Origin of the sequence: Brachybacterium vulturis (assembly GCF_002407185.1) — a bacterium.
In the GTDB taxonomy this organism is placed as follows: domain Bacteria; phylum Actinomycetota; class Actinomycetes; order Actinomycetales; family Dermabacteraceae; genus Brachybacterium; species Brachybacterium vulturis.
In genome coordinates this window covers 3,326,975-3,343,679 of the sequence record NZ_CP023563.1, presented here as the reverse complement: position 1 = coordinate 3,343,679, position 16,705 = coordinate 3,326,975, and the positions used below count along the sequence as shown (strand labels likewise).

Below are 16,705 nucleotides of genomic sequence, written 5' to 3'. Positions count from 1 at the left end.
TTCCGGTCATGTGGTCATCAGGCGACACCGCCTACGATGCTTGCATGGCTGATCGTACCGATAACCTCACCAGCGGGAACCTTCTGGGCATTCCCGAGACCCGACTTCCCGACGACTTCGTCGATGTGCAGGTGAGCGAGGAGCTGGTCGACGGTGACCCGCGGGAGATCACCGCGCGTCATCTCGACTCCCCGCTCGCCTGGGCCACCCTCGCCCAGGACGCGGTGACCGACGGCGACGACGTCGCCGCCTACGCTTACGCCCGCACCGGGTACCACCGCGGCCTGGACGCGCTGCGGAAGTCCGGTTGGCGCGGTCAGGGGCCGATCCCCGCCTCCCACGCCCCGAACCGCGGCTTCCTGCGGGCGCTGGCGATGCTGGGGGAGACCTCGCGCCGGCTCGGCGACGAGGCCGAGGCCGATCGCGTCACCGGCTTCCTCCGCGAGGCGGATCCGAGCCTGCTGGACTGAGCGCACCGGCCGGGCGCCCCGGTTCGCAGGGGGCGTCCGGCCGTGCTTGGTAGGATCTGCGCGGCCCTGTGCACCGCATGCGGCCACCTGTCCGCAAGACCATTCCCCGTTCCCCAGGAGTCGCCATGCCCGCCGTCGTGATCGTCGGAGCCCAGTGGGGTGACGAGGGGAAGGGCAAGGCCACCGATCTCCTCGGCGAACGGGTCGACTACGTGGTCAAGCCCAACGGAGGCAACAACGCCGGCCACACCGTGGTCGTCGACGGCGAGAAGTTCGAGCTCAAGCTCCTCCCCGCCGGCATCCTCTCGCCACAGGTCACGCCGGTCATCGGCAACGGCGTCGTGGTCCACCTCGGCGCGCTGTTCGAGGAGATCGGGATGCTGGAGTCCCGTGGCGTGGACACCGCCCGCCTGCGCATCAGCGCCAATGCGCACATCGTGGCGCCCTACCATCAGACCCTCGACAAGGTCACCGAGCGCTTCCTGGGCAAGCGGGCGATCGGCACCACCGGTCGCGGCATCGGCCCGGCCTACATGGACAAGATCGGCCGCCTCGGGATCCGCGTCCAGGACCTCTTCGACGAGTCGATCCTGCGGCAGAAGATCGAGGGTGCGCTGCGCCAGAAGAACGAGCTGCTGGTCAAGCTCTACAACCGGCGGGCGGTCGAGGTCGACGAGATCGTCGAGGAGCTGCTGAGCTACGCCGAGCGGCTGCGGCCGATGGTGGTGGACACCACGCTGCTGCTGAACGATGCCCTGGACCGTGACGAGGTGGTGCTGATGGAGGGTGGCCAGGCCACCTACCTGGACGTCGATCACGGCACCTATCCGTTCGTGACCAGCTCCAATCCCACGGCGGGCGGCGCCTGCACCGGCACCGGCATCGGCCCCACCCGGATCGACCGCGTGATCGGGATCGTCAAGGCGTACACCACCCGCGTGGGCGCCGGGCCGTTCCCCACCGAGCTCGAGGACACGTGGGGGGAATACCTCCAGCGGGTCGGCGGCGAGGTGGGCGTGAACACCGGTCGACCGCGCCGCTGCGGCTGGTACGACGCGCTGATGATCCGCCACGCGGTGCGCATCAACGGCTTCACCGACATCGTGCTGACCAAGCTCGATGTGCTCACCGGGATCGATGAGGTGCCGATCTGCACCGGCTACGACGTCGACGGCGTCATCCACCGCGAGGTGCCGATGACCCAGACCGAGTTCCACCACGCCACCCCGGTCTACGAGACCCTCCCGGGCTGGACCGAGGACCTCTCCGCGGCCCGCACCTTTGACGAGCTGCCCGAGAACGCGCGGAACTACGTGCGTCGCCTCGAGGAGCTGGCCGAATGCCGGATCAGCGCCATCGGCGTGGGTCCGGACCGTGCGGCGACCATCGCCGTCCACGACCTGTTGCCGGAGGCGACCCGCTGACGTGGTGACCCGTCGTACCGATCCCGAGGCGGGCCGGCAAGCACTGACCTCCTGGGCGACCGCCCCGGACGGTGCGGGTCGCGCGGTGCTCGCCCCCGCCGTGCGCCACACCCTGGAGCTGTTCGCCGAGGAGTACCCCGGCGGCGCCGTCGAGCTGCGGGTCCCGCCCTACGCCGCGGTGCAGGCCATCGCCGGCACCCGGCACACCCGCGGCACCCCGCCGGCGGTGGTGGAGACCGATGCGGCCACCTGGTTGGCGCTGGTGAGCGGCGACCTCGACTGGCAGCAGGCAGCGGCCGAGGGACGCGTGCGTGCCAGCGGGGAGCGCAGCGTCCTGGCCGAACAGCTGCCGCTGCTCGGTCCCCGTCGGACGGTGCGCACCGCCCGTGAGCAGGCGGCCCAGGATCAGCCAGCCCGAGAGCAGAAGGAGTGATGAGTTTGGCCGTGGAGATTGCCGTCGAGGACCTCGCCGGTCTCGAGGTCGCCGCGCATGCCGGCGCGGACCGGGTGGAGCTGTGCGTGGATCTCGCCCGGGGCGGGCTCACCCCACCTGCCCAGCTGGTCCAGGAGTGCGCGGCCCGCGCCTCCGCGCTGGTCGGAGCGAGGGATGCCAAGCCCCACTTCGACGTGCACGTGCTGATCCGCTGTCGCGCCGAGCACGGCGACTTCCTGGACCGGCCCGAGGAGTTCGCCTATTCGGCCGACGAGATCGCGCTGATGGCGCAGCAGGCCGAGGAGAGCGTCGCCGCGGGCGCGGCCGGCGTGGTGATCGGTGCGCTCACCGAGACCGGTGAGCTGGACCTGCCCGCGATCGAGGCCGTCCGGGACGGTGCGCTGAGGTCCGGCAGCGCCGCGATGCGAGGTGTCACCCTCACCGTCCACCGCGCGGTCGATGCCCTGCCCGGTCGTGCGCAGCGGGCGGACGCGGTGCGGACCCTGCTGGGCCTCGGCATCCACCGGGTGCTCAGCTCCGGGGGTGCATCCCGGGCCCTGGACGGCGCGGACGACCTGGCCGCCATGGTCGACGCCGCGGAGGGGCTGTTGGACATCTGCGCCGGGGGAGGGGTGCGCCCGGCCGACATCGGTGATCTCGTGCGCCGCACGGGGGTGGCCGATGTCCACCTGTCCGCGCGTCGCAGACCCGGTGCTCCGGTCGAGGACGGCGCACCCGATACCTGCACCGACCCGGCGATCGTCGCCGCGGCGGTCGACGCCGCTGGAGGACTGTGAGCACTGTGAAGGACCCTGAGAACGCCGAGAACCCTGGGAACCTCGAGAACGGTGAGTTCGGCGAGCGCCCCGAGGGCCACCAGAGCAACGGGCACGCCGAGATCCCCGAGCCACCGGAGTACGCCGGGGACTCCGAGCAGCCGAGGGTCGATGCACAGGGTGAGAGCGAGGTCACCAGTCTGTACGTGCGCCGGAGCCGCACCCCGACCCTGGGATTCTGGGTCACCCTCGCGCTCATCGCGCCGGCCGTGGTCGCTCTGCTCGGTTCCTTCTTCCTCCCGTTCACGGATATCAGCAGTGTCCTGAACTTCATGCTGGTGGCCGTGGTGTTCGTCGGCCTCCCGCTGGCCGCGATCGCCGCGCTGGTGGATGCGATCAGGCATCGCCGCGGGCCGAAGCGACGCCGCTGACCCCTGGGGAGAAGACCGCCGGGGCCCGGCGACGATCGCTCCCGATCCCCGCGGACGCCGCGCCGCCCGGCACGCCGCCTGTGGCACTATGGACCAGTGGCACGTGGCGACGGAAAACTCTCCCATGACCTGCTCCCCGGGGAGAAGGGCCCGCAGGATGCCTGCGGTGTCTTCGGCGTCTTCGCCCCCGGTGAGGACGTCTCCAAACTGACCTACTACGGTCTCTATGCCCTGCAGCACCGCGGGCAGGAGTCCGCCGGCATCGCGACCAGCGACGGCTCCCAGATCATGGTCTACAAGGACATGGGCCTGGTCTCCCAGGTCTTCGACGAGGCCTCCCTCGAAGCGCTCCAGGGGCACATCGCGATCGGGCACACCCGGTACTCGACCACCGGCGGCTCCACCTGGTCCAATGCCCAGCCCGCGCTCGGTCCACGCCCCGACGGCACCGTGGCCATGGCGCACAACGGCAACCTGGTCAACACCGAGGAGCTGCTGGACCTGATCGAGGAGCGCCACGGCAGGCCGCGCACCGGCGAGATCGCTCGCGGCAACACCACGGATACCGCCCTGGTCACCGCACTGCTGAACACCGAGGGAAGCCTCTCGGACGCGCTGCGCGAGCTGATGCCCCTGCTCCACGGCGCCTACTGCTTCACCCTGATGACCGAGACGACCCTGTACGCGGCGCGGGACGCGCAGGGGATCCGCCCGCTGGTGCTGGGCCGTCTCGAACGCGGCTGGGTGGTCGCCTCCGAGACCGCGGCCCTGGACATCTGCGGCGCGAGCTTCGTGCGCGAGGTCGCCCCCGGCGAGATGATCGTCATCGACGAACAGGGACTGCGCTCCGAGCAGGTCATGGAGCCCGTGCCCAAGGGCTGCGTCTTCGAGTACGCCTACCTCGCCCGCCCCGACACCCGCATCGCCGGGCGCAGCGTCAACGAGGCCCGCACCGAGATGGGCCGGCAGCTCGCCCGGGAGCATCCCGTCGAGGCCGACCTGGTGATCCCGACCCCGGAGTCCGGGACACCGGCCGCGATCGGCTACGCCCAGGAATCGGGCATCCCCTACGGCCAGGGCATGGTGAAGAACGCCTACGTGGGCCGCACCTTCATCCAGCCCTCCCAGACCATCCGCCAGCTCGGCATCCGCCTCAAGCTCAACCCGCTGCGCGAGGTGATCGAGGGCAAGCGACTGGTGGTGGTCGACGACTCGATCGTGCGCGGGAACACCCAGCGCGCCGTGGTGCGGATGCTGCGCGAGGCCGGCGCCGCCGAGGTCCACGTGCGGATCTCCTCCCCGCCGGTGCGCTGGCCCTGCTTCTACGGCATCGACTTCGCCTCCCGGGCCGAGCTGATCGCCAACGGGCTGGGCATCGAGGAGATCGCCCGCTCGCTCGGCGCCGACTCCCTCGGCTACATCACCGAGGAGGGGATGATCGCCGCCACCGAGCAGCCGGAGTCGGCGCTGTGCACCGCCTGCTTCTCCGGGAGGTACCCGGTCTCCCTGCCCGAGCCCGTCGCCCGAGCCCAGGGCATCGTCCAGGGTTCCGAATCCCAGCCCGCCGCCGAGAAGGACGCATGAACTCCACGAATCCGCACCCCGAGGACTCCCGCTCCTCCGGAATCACCTACGCCGACTCCGGTGTGGACACCGCCGCCGGCGATCGCGCCGTCGAGCTGATGAAGGAAGCGGTCGCCGCGACCCACGGACCGCAGGTGCTCGGCGGGATCGGGGCCTTCGCCGGCCTGGTCGACGTCAGCGCGCTGAAGTCCTACGACCGTCCGCTGCTGGCCTCCTCCACGGACGGCGTGGGCACCAAGATCGCGATCGCGCGTGAGCTGGACATCCACGACACCATCGGCCGTGACCTGGTGGGCATGGTGGTCGACGACATCATCGTCGTCGGCGCCGAGCCGCTGGCCATGACCGATTACATCGCCTGCGGCGCCGTGGTGCCGGAGCGGATCGCCGACATCGTGCGCGGCATCGCCGAGGGCTGCCGACTGGCCGGCTGCGCGCTGGTGGGTGGGGAGACCGCCGAGCACCCGGGCCTGATGGCCGCCGAGGACTACGACGTGGCGGGCGCTGCGGTGGGCGTGGTCGAGGCCGGAGAGCTGCTGGGCCCCGAGCGGGTCCGTCACGGCGACGTCGTGATCGGGCTGGACGCCTCCGGCCTCCACTCCAACGGCTACTCGCTGGTGCGCGCCGTGATCGCCGCCGCGGACCTCTCCCTCGAGTCACCGGTGGCGGACTTCGGCCGCACCCTCGGCGAGGAGCTGCTCGAACCGACCCGGATTTACACCGCGGATCTGCTGGCCGTGCTGAGGGACGCTCGCACCCGCGGCGCCGTCCACGCGCTGAGCCATGTCACCGGCGGGGGACTGGCCGCGAACCTCGCGCGCGTGATGCCACGGGGCCTCGCCGCCCGGATCGACCGCTCCCGCTGGGAGCCGGGCGCGGTGTTCTCCCGGGTGGCCGGGTGGGGTTCGGTGCCCCAGCTGGATCTCGAGGGCACCTTGAACATGGGCATCGGCATGGTCGCACTGGTCGAGGCGGAGGCGGCCGATGCGACGCTCGCGGTGCTGGCGGAGCGCGGGCTCGGGGCCCGGGTGATCGGGGAGGTCGTCGGCGAGGACTCCCTGCCCGAGCCGGGCTCGGCGCTGGAGCACGTCGTCACCGGCGCCAAGGGCGTCGACGGCGGTGCGGTGCTGATGGCCGGTCAGCATGCCGGCTGGGCCTGAGCCCGGGCATCGTCAGCCGTCGAGCACATGAGACAGCACGAGGGCCGACCCGTGGGTCGGCCCTCGTGCTGTGTCACGGTGCTCTCCGGCGCATGCCGGTGTCCTCAGCGGCGGTGTGCGGACGGCGCGTCCTCGTCGGCCCACTCGTCGCTGTCCTCGGCCCGGTCGTCTCCGTCGGCGCTGGAGATCTCGCCTCGCTGGGACTGCAGTTCGCGCTGCAATGCCGTGAGGTCCGTCGGCGGGCTGTAGTACTTGAGGTCCCGTGCCACCTTGGTGTGCTTGGCTTTCTGTCGGCCGCGACCCATGGATCTGACCCCCTGTGCGTCGGCTGCCGGGTGTTCTTGTCGACCCGGAAGATGGCATTAGTTTCGTGATCTCAGGGTACATGAGCGTCCTGCGGTCCGGCGAACTCCGAGGCGTGAGACGTGCCGGACATCCCTTCGGAGACTCCGGCGAGCCGGAAATCCGCCTAAGCTACCGACACGTAGGATCTTGGTCGGACACGGAGGGTTTGTTTACCAGTACGTTGAGCGTACCGATTAGTCTATAGCCGGTGCCCGCACCAGACCGCGCTGAACCGGCGTGGCGGCGCCCCGAATACCGCAGTGAAAGGTCGCACGCCCCATGAACTCAACCACGGAGGACCCTTCCGCGGGGGACGAGGACTCCACCGAGCTGCTGACGCCAGCCGAGGTCGCCAAGATGTTCCATGTCGACCCCAAGACGGTCACGCGCTGGGCACAGGCCGGCAAGCTCACGTACATGCGCACGCTCGGCGGTCATCGCCGGTACCGCAGGAACGAGGTCGCCGAGCTGCTGCGGGACAGCTCCAAGGACGTGTGAGCACCGATCCGCTCCTGGGGGAGGGGTACGAGACGCACCGGATCGACCTCGGGGTCGACGACGAGGGACCGCTGGTCGCCACCCTGATCCACCGTGAAGCGGGGAGCATGCGGCAGGCGGACGTCCCGCGTCCCCCGGTCCTGTTGATGCACGGCTGGTCGGACTACGTCCTGGATCGTGGCCTGATGGAGCATCTGGGCCGCCAGGGCCATGACGTATGGGGACTGGATCTGCGCAAGCACGGTCGCAGCCTGCTGCCGGGCCAGACCGCCACCGAGATCGACCATCTCAGCCGCTATGACGCGGAGATCGGCACCTCGCTGCGGATCATCGGCCGCGATCGCCCCCCGGTGCTGCTCGCACATTCCACCGGCGGCCTCACCGCCGCGCTGTGGGCCCAGCGGAATCCCGGCACGGTGGCCGGCCTCGCCCTGAACTCCCCCTGGCTCGAGATGCATCTGGGGCCGGTCACCCGGGCCCTCGCTCAGGTGCCCGTGCGGATGCTGGCCGAGCGCCTGCGACGGCGACCGATCCTCCCCACCGGCAGCGATCACATCGCCCGCGCCAGCCACCGGGACTTCGGCGGCGCCTATGACTACGACCTCGCCCTGAAACCGCCGGGTGGCCATCCGTTCCCGGCCGTCACCCTCAACGCGATCATCGACGGGCAGCGTCGCCTGGCCGCCGCCGGGCCGCTCGCGATCCCCGTGCTGGTGCTCCATGCGGACCGCTCCCGGATCGGACCGCGGTTCAGCGAGCAGATGCGCCGCTCGGACTCGGTGCTGAACGTGCGCACGCTCGCCACGGCGGCCGCCGCCCTGAGCCCGCAGGTGCGGATCGACGCGGTCCCCGGTGCCCGCCATGACGTGTTCCTCTCCGACGCCGATGCCCGGGCCCGCTCGATCGACATCCTCGACGACTGGCTGGAGACATCCTTTCCGCGGGTGCCTACGATGAGGGCGTCCGCTCACGCCGAGGACCCTTGCACCCCGCTACCGGCCCCGTCCGGGGAGGAGCTGCCCGATGACCGCTGATCCGCGCTCGATGCGGGGGCAGGCGGAGGCGCTGCGGCGCGCCGCCGATCGGCTCACGATCCTGCGGCTGCGTCTGGCCAACGCCATCGCGGACCTCTCCATCGCGGAGGAGGGTGGGACTCGGCAGGTGGGCGCGGAGATCCACGAGCACTGGACGCGGGAGGAGTATCCCGAGCTGGGTCGCATCGCGAGCGGTCTGCGTGCGAGCGCCCGACGTCTGGACGCGACCGCGATCGCCGCAGAGCGCAGCACCGGTCGGCGCCTGGGCGGCTACACCGGTGCCGGGTTCCTGGGTCGGGGTGACGAGGCGCACCGGCATGTGGCCGATGTCGCCGCGTTCGTCGGCACCCAGCAGGGGGCGAGCATCGGCGGATTCCCCCTGCTGCCCGGCGCCGAGGAGGGCATCCTCGCCCACCCCTCGCACACCCTCGGCATCGACACCCCCGACTACGACGAGGACGCCTGACCCGCCCGTGGAGTGCAGGCCCTCGGGCTCAGCCGATCTCCCGCCGGTCCGGGGCGAACGCGAGCGCCACCACCGTCGTGAGCGCGCCGGTCAGCACCGGCACCAGCAGCATCGTCACCAGCAGCAGGAGCATCGCGGCCGCGGCATCGGGTGCTGCGACCCCCAGGGCCACCAGCGCCGCTGCGCCGACGGTCTCGGTGACCCCGGCTCCGCCGGGCGTCAGCGGCACCAGGGACAGCACCCGCCCGAGCGCGAAGATCGCCACCGTCAGCAGCAGCGGCACCTGCGCACCGACCGCCTCGATCGCGAGCACCAGCGCGACCCACTGCAGCACCCGGGCGCCGAGCGTCGGTGCCACCAGGGCCGGCCAGCGGTGTCGCAGCATCTCGACCAGCACGTCGCGCTGGGTGAGGATCGCGCCGGCGACATGCTCCGGGACCAGCTCACCGAGCTGGCCCAGCAGCGCGGACAGCACGCTGCGGCGCAGCATCACGAGGGTCAGGACCAGGGCGAGCACCGCACCCAGGACGGCCAGCAGCGCCGCCCACAGCGCCCCGGGCAGCGAGACCTCGACCGGGGCCAGCACCGGGCTCAGTGCGTAGGCGGCCAGGCCCAGCAGCGGGATCAGCACCGAGGTGACCACCATCTCCACCAGGGAAGCGGCGACGATGCCGGTGAGGATCACCGGCAGCACCAGCCCGGAGCGGCGCAGGATCCAGCCCATCAGCCCCAGTCCGATCACACTCCCACCGGGGATCGCCAGCGCGGTCGCGCCCGCGGCGGGGTGCGCCAGCAGCACCGGGGACCAGCGCGCTCCCGGGAGCGCGGCGCGCACCGTCACCGCCTCCAGCAGCAGGGTGCAGAGCCCGAGCAGCACCATCGCGGGCACCGCCCATCCGGGCAGCGCCAGCAGCGTGCCGGTGATCCCGGCCCAGCTCGCCCCCGTGGCCCACGGCAGCACCCAGCCGAGCAGCGCGATCACCAGCACCGCGGAGAGGAGCCCGGCGACGAGACGACCGGGGGTGAGCCGGGGCGGACGCTCGGCGTCGAGCTCAGCGAGATCGCCGGGGAGCCAGGAGAGTTCCGCGGGCAGCTGCGGCGAGTCCTCCGCCTCGCGGGCATCGGGGGCGGGTCCCGGGGAACCGGGGGAGCCGGGGGAGTCGGAGGGGACCGCTGACATGCGGCGATTCTCGCACGGGACGGGCAGGGACCTCCCAGGTGAAAGGACCTAACATGGTGTCATGTCCTTCCTGTTGTCCCTCCTCGTCGTGCTGCACCTGATCTGCTGGGCCGTGGCGCTCGGCACCTGGGTGGCAGCTGCCCGCACCCGTCAGCCGAACCCCGGCATGGCCCATGCCGTCGCCGGTGCCGTCGTGATCGGCATCCTGCTGGCCGTCCTGGTCTCGATCCCCGGCCTCACCGCCGGCGACCCGAACCACATGAAGCTCGGCATCAAGCTGCTGGTCGGGCTGGTCGCCGTGGCGCTCGCCTACATCGCGCAGAAGAAGGGGCCCGAGACCCCGTCCGCGGTGTGGTTCGGGGTGCCCACCGCGATCGTCCTGAACGTGATCATCGCCGTGTTCGTCTGAGCCGCCCCGGAGCGACCTGCCATGACGGGTCCTCCCCGCGCACGCTCCGTCCACACCGGGCCCGACAGCATCCCCGCTGTCGGGCCCGGCCCTATCCTGGAACCCTCATGAGCTCTCTCTTCGACGACCTTTCGCTGCCCGATGCCTTCCGCCGCCTCGACGGGGTGTCGGTGAGCCCGGACGCCACCGGGCTCCCGGCCACCCAGGAGCGCCCGGCCGCCGCGCACGCCCCCGGCCCGGGAGCACCGCCGCTGGACGAGGAGCCGCCGTTCGATGAGGAGCCTCCGTACGACGACGCCCCGCCCCCGGAGGCAGAGGACGTGCCCCAGCCCCCGGCAGAGCTCATGCAGGCCCCGCATCCTCTCGAGCGCCCCGCCGCGGGACTCACCGTGCTCACCGACGGCCTGAACCCGGCCCAGCGCGAGGCCGTCGAGCATCGCGGCTCCCCGCTGCTGATCGTCGCCGGGGCCGGGTCCGGCAAGACCCGGGTGCTCACGCGGCGCATCGCCCATCTGCTGCGCTCCGGAGAGGCGCTGCCGGGCGAGATCCTCGCCATCACCTTCACCAACAAGGCGGCCGCGGAGATGCGTGAGCGCGTGGGCGAGCTGGTGGGTCCGGTCGCCCGCAGCATGTGGGTCTCCACCTTCCACAGCGCCTGCGTGCGGATCCTGCGCCGCGATGCCGCCGCGGCCGGGCTGAAGAGCTCCTTCACGATCTATGACAGCGCCGACTCGCTGCGCCTGATCACCACGATCGCCAAGGATCTCGAGCTCGACACGAAGAAGCACGCGCCCCGCGCGCTGGCCTCCCGGATCTCCACGCTGAAGAACGACCTGATCGACCCGGTCGATTTCGCGGACCAGGCCGAGAGCGCGAAGAACCCCTTCGAGCGGACCCTCGCGCGGATCTTCACGAACTACACCGAGCGGCTGCGCCAGGCCAATGCGGTGGACTTCGACGACCTCATCGGTCTGACCGTCACGCTGCTGCGGGAGCACCCGGCGATCCGGGAGGGCTACCGGCGCCGCTTCCGGCACCTGCTGGTGGACGAGTACCAGGACACCAACACCGCCCAGTACCAGCTGGTGCGGGAGCTGGTGGGGGAGGACCCCCGCGCCGATCTCACCGTGGTGGGCGACTCGGACCAGTCGATCTACGCCTTCCGCGGCGCGACCATCCGCAACATCGTCGAGTTCGAACAGGACTTCCCCACCGCGCGCACCATCGTGCTGGAGCAGAACTACCGCTCCAGTCAGAACATCCTGTCCGCCGCGAACTCCGTGATCGAGGAGAACGCCGGCCGGCGCAAGAAGAACCTGTGGACCGACCAGGGCGAGGGCGAGCAGATCACCCTCTACGTCGCCGACGACGAGCGGGAGGAGGCGAGGTACATCGGTCGCCAGATCGATGCCCTGGTCGACGACGGCCGCAGCGCCGGGGACATCGCGATCTTCTACCGCGCCAACGCCCAGTCCCGTGCGCTCGAGGACCAGCTGATCCGCGTGGGTCTGCCGTACAAGGTGGTCGGCGGCACCCGCTTCTACGAGCGCCGGGAGATCAAGGACGCGATCGCCTACCTCCAGGTGCTCGCCAACCCTGCCGACGAGATCAACCTGCGCCGCATCCTCAACGTCCCCAAGCGCGGCATCGGCGACCGTGCCGAGGCCGTGATCGCGATGCTCGCCGAGCGGGAGCGGATCGGGTTCGGCGAGGCGCTGCGCCGGGCGGAGGAGGCCCCCGGGATCGCCACCCGCTCGCTGAACGCGGTGCGCACCTTCGTGGCGATGCTCGAGGACCTCCAGGAGATGGCTGCCGACGGCGCCGGTCCCGCCGATCTGCTCGAGGCGATCCTGCAGCGCTCGGGCTACTACGCCGAGCTGCAGGGCAGCGACGACCCGCAGGACGAGTCCCGGCTGGAGAACCTCGCCGAGCTGGTCAGCGTCGCCGCCGAGTTCGAGGCGCAGATGGAGGAGGCCGACGCGGTCGCCAGCGAGTACGACGACGAGGAGGAGCCCGAGGCACCGGACACGGCGCCGGCTGCGGCGGCCGACACCGGCGCGCCCGGATCGGTCCCCGCGCCCGGTGCCGAGTCCGCTCCCGGCGCCGACATCGCTCCCGACGCCGCACTGACCGCCCCGGATGATCCCGAGGCCGGCCTCGTGGACCGCTTCCTGGAGAAGGTCTCCCTGGTGGCCGATGCGGACCAGATCCCCGGCGAGGAGGATCAGTTCGTCACCCTGATGACCCTCCACACCGCCAAGGGCCTCGAGTTCCCGGTCGTGTTCCTCACCGGGATGGAGGACGGCACCTTCCCCCACAACCGCACCCTGAGCGATCCCGACGAGCTGCAGGAGGAGCGGCGCCTGGCCTACGTGGGCATCACGCGCGCCCGCGAGAAGCTCTTCCTGACCCGCGCCCAGATGCGCTCGCTGTGGGGACAGACCCAGTTCATGCCCGCCAGCCGCTTCCTCGACGAGGTGCCCGAGAGCGTGCTGGACGTGGCGCGCGCCGGCTCCACCCTCGGCGGTGCCGGTTTCGGTGGCGGCTACGGCGGCTCCGGCGGCTACCGGGCCGGTGGCCACGGCACCGGTTCCGGCACGGACAGCCGTCGCGGGCCCTCCTTCAGCGGCGGCATCGGCGGTGGGCGCAGCGACATCAAGCGGCCCAGCCTGGGCTCGGGCCGCACAGCCACCCCGGCGGACAAGCTGCCCCAGCTCGTGGTGGGCGACCGGATCACCCACGACTCCTTCGGGATGGGAACGGTCACCGAGGTCGCAGGCCAGGGCGAGAGGACGCAGATCGAGGTGCAGTTCAAGGCCCCGCACGGCTCCAAGCGCCTGGTGCTGCGCTACGCCGCGATCACCAAGCTCTGAGACGAGGCTCAGCCCGCGGCGACGAGCTCCACCTCGATGCCGTGGGGGTCCTCTCCGTACCACGCCACGTGGTCCTCCCCACCGGCGTGCGGGTACCGGTCGGCGAACAGCTCCCGCCAACCGCGCCCTGGGGCCGTGGCCCGGATCTCCTCGAGCACAGCGCGGTCGGCGACCCGCAGCGCGAGGTGGTTCATCCCCGGTGAGCGCCGCTCGGCCCGAGACCCGAGCACGTCCGCGGACTGCTCGAGCACGAGGTAGGAGTCGTCGCGATGGCGCCAGATGCGCCCCAGCCCCCAGCCCTCGACCTGTTCGCGCCTCCAGCCCAGAGTGGTCAGCAGCCAGTCCCAGGCAGGTTCGGAGACAGCGAGATCTGCGGTCCACAGCTCGAGGTGATGGAGTCCGGAGCTGTGCGGCGAGGCGGTCATGGGGCGACGTTACCCGAGCGGTCGCCGGCTCAGCGGGAGACCCGGATCAGCGCCCGGGCCCCGCGCTCCAGGTCCACGAAGGAATGGTTCACCGCGGTGTAGGTGCCGGGCTCGTCGAAGACCAGCTCGACGAAGCCGCCCTGCGCGGCGGCCAGATCCAGAGCCTGCGCCCCGCCGCCGTTCTCGTTCTCCGGCCGCAGCAGGTACTCGCCCTCCTTGAACACGGTGTCGAACACGCCGCCCACCACGTGGAAGGAGATCCCGCGCGAGGGCCCGGCCGCGAGCACCCACAGCCGCACCCGCTCGCCCACACGGGCCTCGAGCGGGGAGTGCACATACTGGTTCGCGTGCCCGTTGAACACCGTCGCATCCGGGCGCTCGGCCGCGATCTTCGCCGGGCTCACCGGGTGGGCGCCCGCATGCATCGTGGCCTCGGATCCGGGAGCCCCCGCCGGCACCAGGTAGTGCTCGGACTGGACCAGGACGTATTCGCGATCCACTGCGGCCAGCCCCGCCGGCGGCACGATCAGCGCGCCCGCCATGCCCGCGGCCAGATGGACCGACATCGGCATGGTCGCGCAGTGGTACAGCCAGATCCCGGCGTGGTCGGTGGTGATCGGGTACTCGAGCGAGTCCCCCGGCGGGATCGTGGCCATCACCTCGTCGGGGGCGACGCGACCGGCATGCAGATCCAGCGAGTGCCCCATCGCGCCGGCGTTGAACAGCTCCACGGTGAGACGCGCACCCAGCTCGGAGCGGAGGATCGGGCCCATCACGGTGCCGTTGTAGGTCATCGCGTCCATGACCACGCCGGGCGCGATCTCGGCGGCCTCGTCGGTGATCTCGAACCGCACCCGCTGATCGGGACCGGAGGCCGCGGGCAGGCGTGCATCGCGCACCTGATGACCGTTCCCGGGCTCGGCCTGCAGGTCGAGCGGTACTCGGGCCAGCTCCTCGACACCACCTGCGCCGGTGGCGGGTGCGGTCCCCGCTGCGGTGCCGTCCGCTCCCGTCGCGACGAGGGAGAGGACCATCCCCATCGCCCGATGACCGACGATCGAGCACCAGCCCTCGAGGTCGTGCGAGATCACCCCGGCCTCCACGGTGGTGCCCGCCCCAGGCTGCAGCCGGCCCGAGGAGACGCCGGAGGCCAGCACGAGGTCGTGGACGTCATGGGGGTCGTCGTTGCGCAGCTCGATCACGAGCGAGTCGCCCGCAGGCACCTCGAGCACGTCGGGATGGAACCGCATCCCGGCCATGCTCACCGCGATCGTCGTGGTCCGACCGGTGGGGGCGACGGGGCCGGCGCCGGGGTCGTGCCCGCCGAACCCGGCATCGGGCGGCAGCGAACCCTGGGCGCGGTCCAGAGCGGACCCCAGAGCCGTCACCCCGAGCACCGTCCCGAGACCGAGCAGCACGCTGGTCAGTGCGCGGCGGTCCATGCCCCCGGGACGCATCGCCGGGCGGTCCCTAGCGGCGGGCCCGCCGGTCGCGCCGCTCGTGCCGGTCACGCCGGTCGCGGCGGCAGGCGCAGCGGCGGTCGGTGCGCTGCGCGCTGCGGCGCCGGCGGGCGGACCGACGGGCAGGCTCGTGCCCGGTCCGGCCCCGGGCCCGGACGGCATCGGCAGGTCGGTGCGCCGGTGCCGGATGCTGGCCCGGATCGCGATCACCAGCAGCACCGGGAACGAGAGCAGCACCAGGAAGGCCAGCACCGACAGCGCCACGCGGGAGAGGGAGCCGAAGGAGGCGATGTCCGTCGTGCCGAGGCTGAGGGCGGAGAAGAGCGCCGACGCACCGGTGCCGGCGAACCCCGCCAGCACGAGCAGCGCCAGCGCCAGGTTGTAGGTGACCACGCGCAGCACCGCGAACCGGCTCATCGCCGCGTGCGCTGCGGTGGTGGAGCGCGGCCCGCCCCGCATCGTCACGGGCAGCAGATAGCTCATCGCCCCGAAGAGCACCTGCAGCAGGAACCCGGCGACGAAGGGGACCGTGAGCTGCTGGAGGTCCGCGGCCACCAGCGCGGTGCCGAGATGCTCGTCCGCCGAGCGCCACCACATGGCCAGCAGGCCCACCACCGCCAGCGCGAACCAGGCCACGCCGGACGTGATCGAGAGGATCGGGAACAGGGGCAGGGGGACCTTGCGCTCCTGGCGGGCGGAGTTGAGCCCCAGCTTGACCAGGGTGATCGCCACCCAGGCGAAGGAGCCCAGATAGACGATCAGGAAGGCGCAGCCCAGCAGAGCGGAGCCCAGCAGCGCCCCCGCGGTCGCGCCCAGCACGGAGACCAGCATGCCCAGCAGACCGTGCGCCGCACGCTTGGCGGCCGGCAGGTCGATCCGGGTGCGCAGCACGGTGGGCCACAGGGTCAGCAGGGTGCCGGTCACGGTCACCCCCACGAAGCCCAGGATGTTCACGAGCTGATGCGCCAGCAGCAGGCGGCCCTGCCAGGGCTCACCCGGGCTGAACGCCATCACCGCGCCGAGCGTCGCCCCGACGGGGATGAGGCAGGCGGCGGCGATGTACGCCTTGACCGTGAACTCGAAGCGAGGGGCCAGAGCCGCCCTGACCTGCGAACCCAGGGAGATGGCGTACCAGACCAGTGCCGCAGAGACCATCAGTGCGCCGAGCACCACCACCCAGGGCCAGGAGGGGAGCATCCCCAGGATCGTCACCAGCACACCGGCGCTCAGCAGCAGGATCCTGCGCACCTGCCAGGGGCGGGACTCCTCACCGAGCCGGGTCTTCAGCAGCGCCTCGGCGAAATGCTGCCCCCACACCATGATGGAGGTGGTGATCAGCCCCAGGGTGACCATGTGCACCATCAGCCAGCGCGACTGCGGGATCCACTGATGGGTCAGCACCACCACGATCAGCGCCAGCATCCACCATTGCACCGGGCGCGAGGCCTTCCGATGCCATGCGCCGCGATCCATGGCGGGGGAGTTCCCCGAGCGGCCGGGTCGCCGCGGGCCGGAGGCGGAGGGGGCAGGGGAGGGCGACAGGGTCATGACCACCTCGGACGGAGCCCCGACCAGGGCTCGGCGCGGCAGGTCGGGACGCGGACAGGGACCGCTCCAGCGTACGACCGGGGCTCTCGGCCCGGTGGTGCCGAACGTCCCGCAGGCGAAGGCGCCCCCTCACGTGCTCCCTCAGCCCGGGCGCAGCCGGGCGGTGCTCGCAGCCGGGCGGTGCCCGCC

The 16,705-nt window shown here is 71.7% G+C and carries 16 protein-coding genes; 12 read left to right on the top strand and 4 right to left on the bottom strand.

Features of this window, described 5'->3' with window-relative positions; translation table 11 throughout:
* Positions 1 to 44: 44 nt before the first annotated feature.
* The 7 genes from CFK38_RS15035 to purM all read left to right on the top strand — a co-directional run bounded on the left by CFK38_RS15035 (position 45) and on the right by purM (position 6,278).
* Entirely contained in the window at positions 45 to 470 is a 426-nt protein-coding gene (locus CFK38_RS15035) for a DUF3151 domain-containing protein (RefSeq protein WP_096803804.1), read from the top strand.
* Between the two features lie 125 nt (positions 471 to 595).
* A complete protein-coding gene (locus tag CFK38_RS15030; protein ID WP_096803803.1) occupies positions 596 to 1,894 on the top strand; it encodes an adenylosuccinate synthase in 1,299 nt (432 codons plus the stop codon).
* A 1-nt stretch (position 1,895) separates the two neighbouring features.
* Complete coding sequence (locus CFK38_RS15025; protein WP_096803802.1) at positions 1,896 to 2,327, top strand: sterol carrier family protein; 432 nt, start codon at positions 1,896 to 1,898, stop codon at positions 2,325 to 2,327.
* Positions 2,327 to 3,124 (top strand): copper homeostasis protein CutC, encoded by a 798-nt coding sequence (locus CFK38_RS15020; protein ID WP_096803801.1) that lies wholly within the window; start codon positions 2,327 to 2,329, stop codon positions 3,122 to 3,124. Before CFK38_RS15025 ends, CFK38_RS15020 begins: the two co-directional genes overlap by 1 nt.
* Positions 3,121 to 3,534 (top strand): hypothetical protein, encoded by a 414-nt coding sequence (locus CFK38_RS15015; RefSeq protein ID WP_096803800.1) that lies wholly within the window; start codon positions 3,121 to 3,123, stop codon positions 3,532 to 3,534. The genes CFK38_RS15020 and CFK38_RS15015 overlap by 4 nt, the downstream gene beginning before the upstream one ends.
* Before the next feature lie 96 nt (positions 3,535 to 3,630).
* A complete protein-coding gene (gene purF / locus CFK38_RS15010) occupies positions 3,631 to 5,118 on the top strand; it encodes an amidophosphoribosyltransferase (protein ID WP_096803799.1) in 1,488 nt (495 codons plus the stop codon).
* On the top strand, positions 5,115 to 6,278 hold the full coding sequence (gene purM, locus CFK38_RS15005; protein ID WP_096803798.1) for a phosphoribosylformylglycinamidine cyclo-ligase: 1,164 nt from the start codon (positions 5,115 to 5,117) through the stop codon (positions 6,276 to 6,278). The genes purF and purM overlap by 4 nt, the downstream gene beginning before the upstream one ends.
* Positions 6,279 to 6,382: 104 nt before the next feature.
* Here purM and CFK38_RS15000 read toward each other — a convergent pair whose 3' ends face one another.
* On the bottom strand, positions 6,383 to 6,583 hold the full coding sequence (locus CFK38_RS15000; protein WP_096803797.1) for a DUF3073 domain-containing protein: 201 nt from the start codon (positions 6,581 to 6,583) through the stop codon (positions 6,383 to 6,385).
* A 319-nt stretch (positions 6,584 to 6,902) separates the two neighbouring features.
* Between CFK38_RS15000 and CFK38_RS14995 the strand changes: the two genes are divergently transcribed.
* The 3 genes from CFK38_RS14995 to CFK38_RS14985 are packed head-to-tail and all read left to right on the top strand — an operon-like array spanning position 6,903 to position 8,621.
* Positions 6,903 to 7,121 carry a BldC family transcriptional regulator gene (locus tag CFK38_RS14995; protein WP_096803796.1) on the top strand — a complete coding sequence of 73 codons (219 nt, stop codon included), beginning with the start codon at positions 6,903 to 6,905 and terminating at the stop codon, positions 7,119 to 7,121.
* A complete protein-coding gene (locus CFK38_RS14990) occupies positions 7,118 to 8,155 on the top strand; it encodes an alpha/beta hydrolase (RefSeq protein WP_096803795.1) in 1,038 nt (345 codons plus the stop codon). The genes CFK38_RS14995 and CFK38_RS14990 overlap by 4 nt, the downstream gene beginning before the upstream one ends.
* Positions 8,145 to 8,621, top strand: coding sequence for a hypothetical protein (locus CFK38_RS14985; RefSeq protein ID WP_096803794.1), 477 nt, complete (start codon positions 8,145 to 8,147; stop codon positions 8,619 to 8,621). The genes CFK38_RS14990 and CFK38_RS14985 overlap by 11 nt, the downstream gene beginning before the upstream one ends.
* A gap of 28 nt (positions 8,622 to 8,649) precedes the next feature.
* Here CFK38_RS14985 and CFK38_RS14980 read toward each other — a convergent pair whose 3' ends face one another.
* Positions 8,650 to 9,801, bottom strand: coding sequence for a lysylphosphatidylglycerol synthase domain-containing protein (locus CFK38_RS14980; RefSeq protein ID WP_245851107.1), 1,152 nt, complete (start codon positions 9,799 to 9,801; stop codon positions 8,650 to 8,652).
* A 61-nt stretch (positions 9,802 to 9,862) separates the two neighbouring features.
* Here CFK38_RS14980 and CFK38_RS14975 point away from each other — a divergent pair, with 61 nt between their 5' ends.
* Both CFK38_RS14975 and CFK38_RS14970 read left to right on the top strand, forming a co-directional pair.
* On the top strand, positions 9,863 to 10,210 hold the full coding sequence (locus CFK38_RS14975) for a hypothetical protein (RefSeq protein WP_096803793.1): 348 nt from the start codon (positions 9,863 to 9,865) through the stop codon (positions 10,208 to 10,210).
* 107 nt (positions 10,211 to 10,317) lie between these two features.
* On the top strand, positions 10,318 to 13,083 hold the full coding sequence (locus CFK38_RS14970; protein WP_096803792.1) for a UvrD-helicase domain-containing protein: 2,766 nt from the start codon (positions 10,318 to 10,320) through the stop codon (positions 13,081 to 13,083).
* An 8-nt stretch (positions 13,084 to 13,091) separates the two neighbouring features.
* Here the strand turns inward: CFK38_RS14970 and CFK38_RS14965 are convergent, their stop codons facing one another.
* Positions 13,092 to 13,508 carry a VOC family protein gene (locus CFK38_RS14965; RefSeq protein ID WP_096803791.1) on the bottom strand — a complete coding sequence of 139 codons (417 nt, stop codon included), beginning with the start codon at positions 13,506 to 13,508 and terminating at the stop codon, positions 13,092 to 13,094.
* Between the two features lie 29 nt (positions 13,509 to 13,537).
* Positions 13,538 to 16,516, bottom strand: coding sequence for a multicopper oxidase domain-containing protein (locus CFK38_RS14960; protein WP_096803790.1), 2,979 nt, complete (start codon positions 16,514 to 16,516; stop codon positions 13,538 to 13,540).
* Between the last annotated feature and the right edge of the window lie 189 nt (positions 16,517 to 16,705).

Excerpts from the sequence above, each read along its gene's own strand:
- CFK38_RS15020 (WP_096803801.1), top strand. The coding sequence starts at position 2,327 with ATGAGTTTGGCCGTGGAGATTGCCGTCGAGGACCTCGCCGGTCTCGAG.
- CFK38_RS14995 (WP_096803796.1), top strand. The coding sequence starts at position 6,903 with ATGAACTCAACCACGGAGGACCCTTCCGCGGGGGACGAGGACTCCACC.
- purM (WP_096803798.1), top strand. The coding sequence starts at position 5,115 with ATGAACTCCACGAATCCGCACCCCGAGGACTCCCGCTCCTCCGGAATC.
- CFK38_RS14970 (WP_096803792.1), top strand. The coding sequence starts at position 10,318 with ATGAGCTCTCTCTTCGACGACCTTTCGCTGCCCGATGCCTTCCGCCGC.
- CFK38_RS15000 (WP_096803797.1), bottom strand. The coding sequence starts at position 6,583 with ATGGGTCGCGGCCGACAGAAAGCCAAGCACACCAAGGTGGCACGGGAC.
- CFK38_RS14960 (WP_096803790.1), bottom strand. The coding sequence starts at position 16,516 with ATGACCCTGTCGCCCTCCCCTGCCCCCTCCGCCTCCGGCCCGCGGCGA.
- CFK38_RS15030 (WP_096803803.1), top strand. The coding sequence starts at position 596 with ATGCCCGCCGTCGTGATCGTCGGAGCCCAGTGGGGTGACGAGGGGAAG.
- CFK38_RS14965 (WP_096803791.1), bottom strand. The coding sequence starts at position 13,508 with ATGACCGCCTCGCCGCACAGCTCCGGACTCCATCACCTCGAGCTGTGG.
- CFK38_RS14980 (WP_245851107.1), bottom strand. The coding sequence starts at position 9,801 with ATGTCAGCGGTCCCCTCCGACTCCCCCGGCTCCCCCGGTTCCCCGGGA.
- CFK38_RS14975 (WP_096803793.1), top strand. The coding sequence starts at position 9,863 with ATGTCCTTCCTGTTGTCCCTCCTCGTCGTGCTGCACCTGATCTGCTGG.
- CFK38_RS14985 (WP_096803794.1), top strand. The coding sequence starts at position 8,145 with ATGACCGCTGATCCGCGCTCGATGCGGGGGCAGGCGGAGGCGCTGCGG.
- CFK38_RS15035 (WP_096803804.1), top strand. The coding sequence starts at position 45 with ATGGCTGATCGTACCGATAACCTCACCAGCGGGAACCTTCTGGGCATT.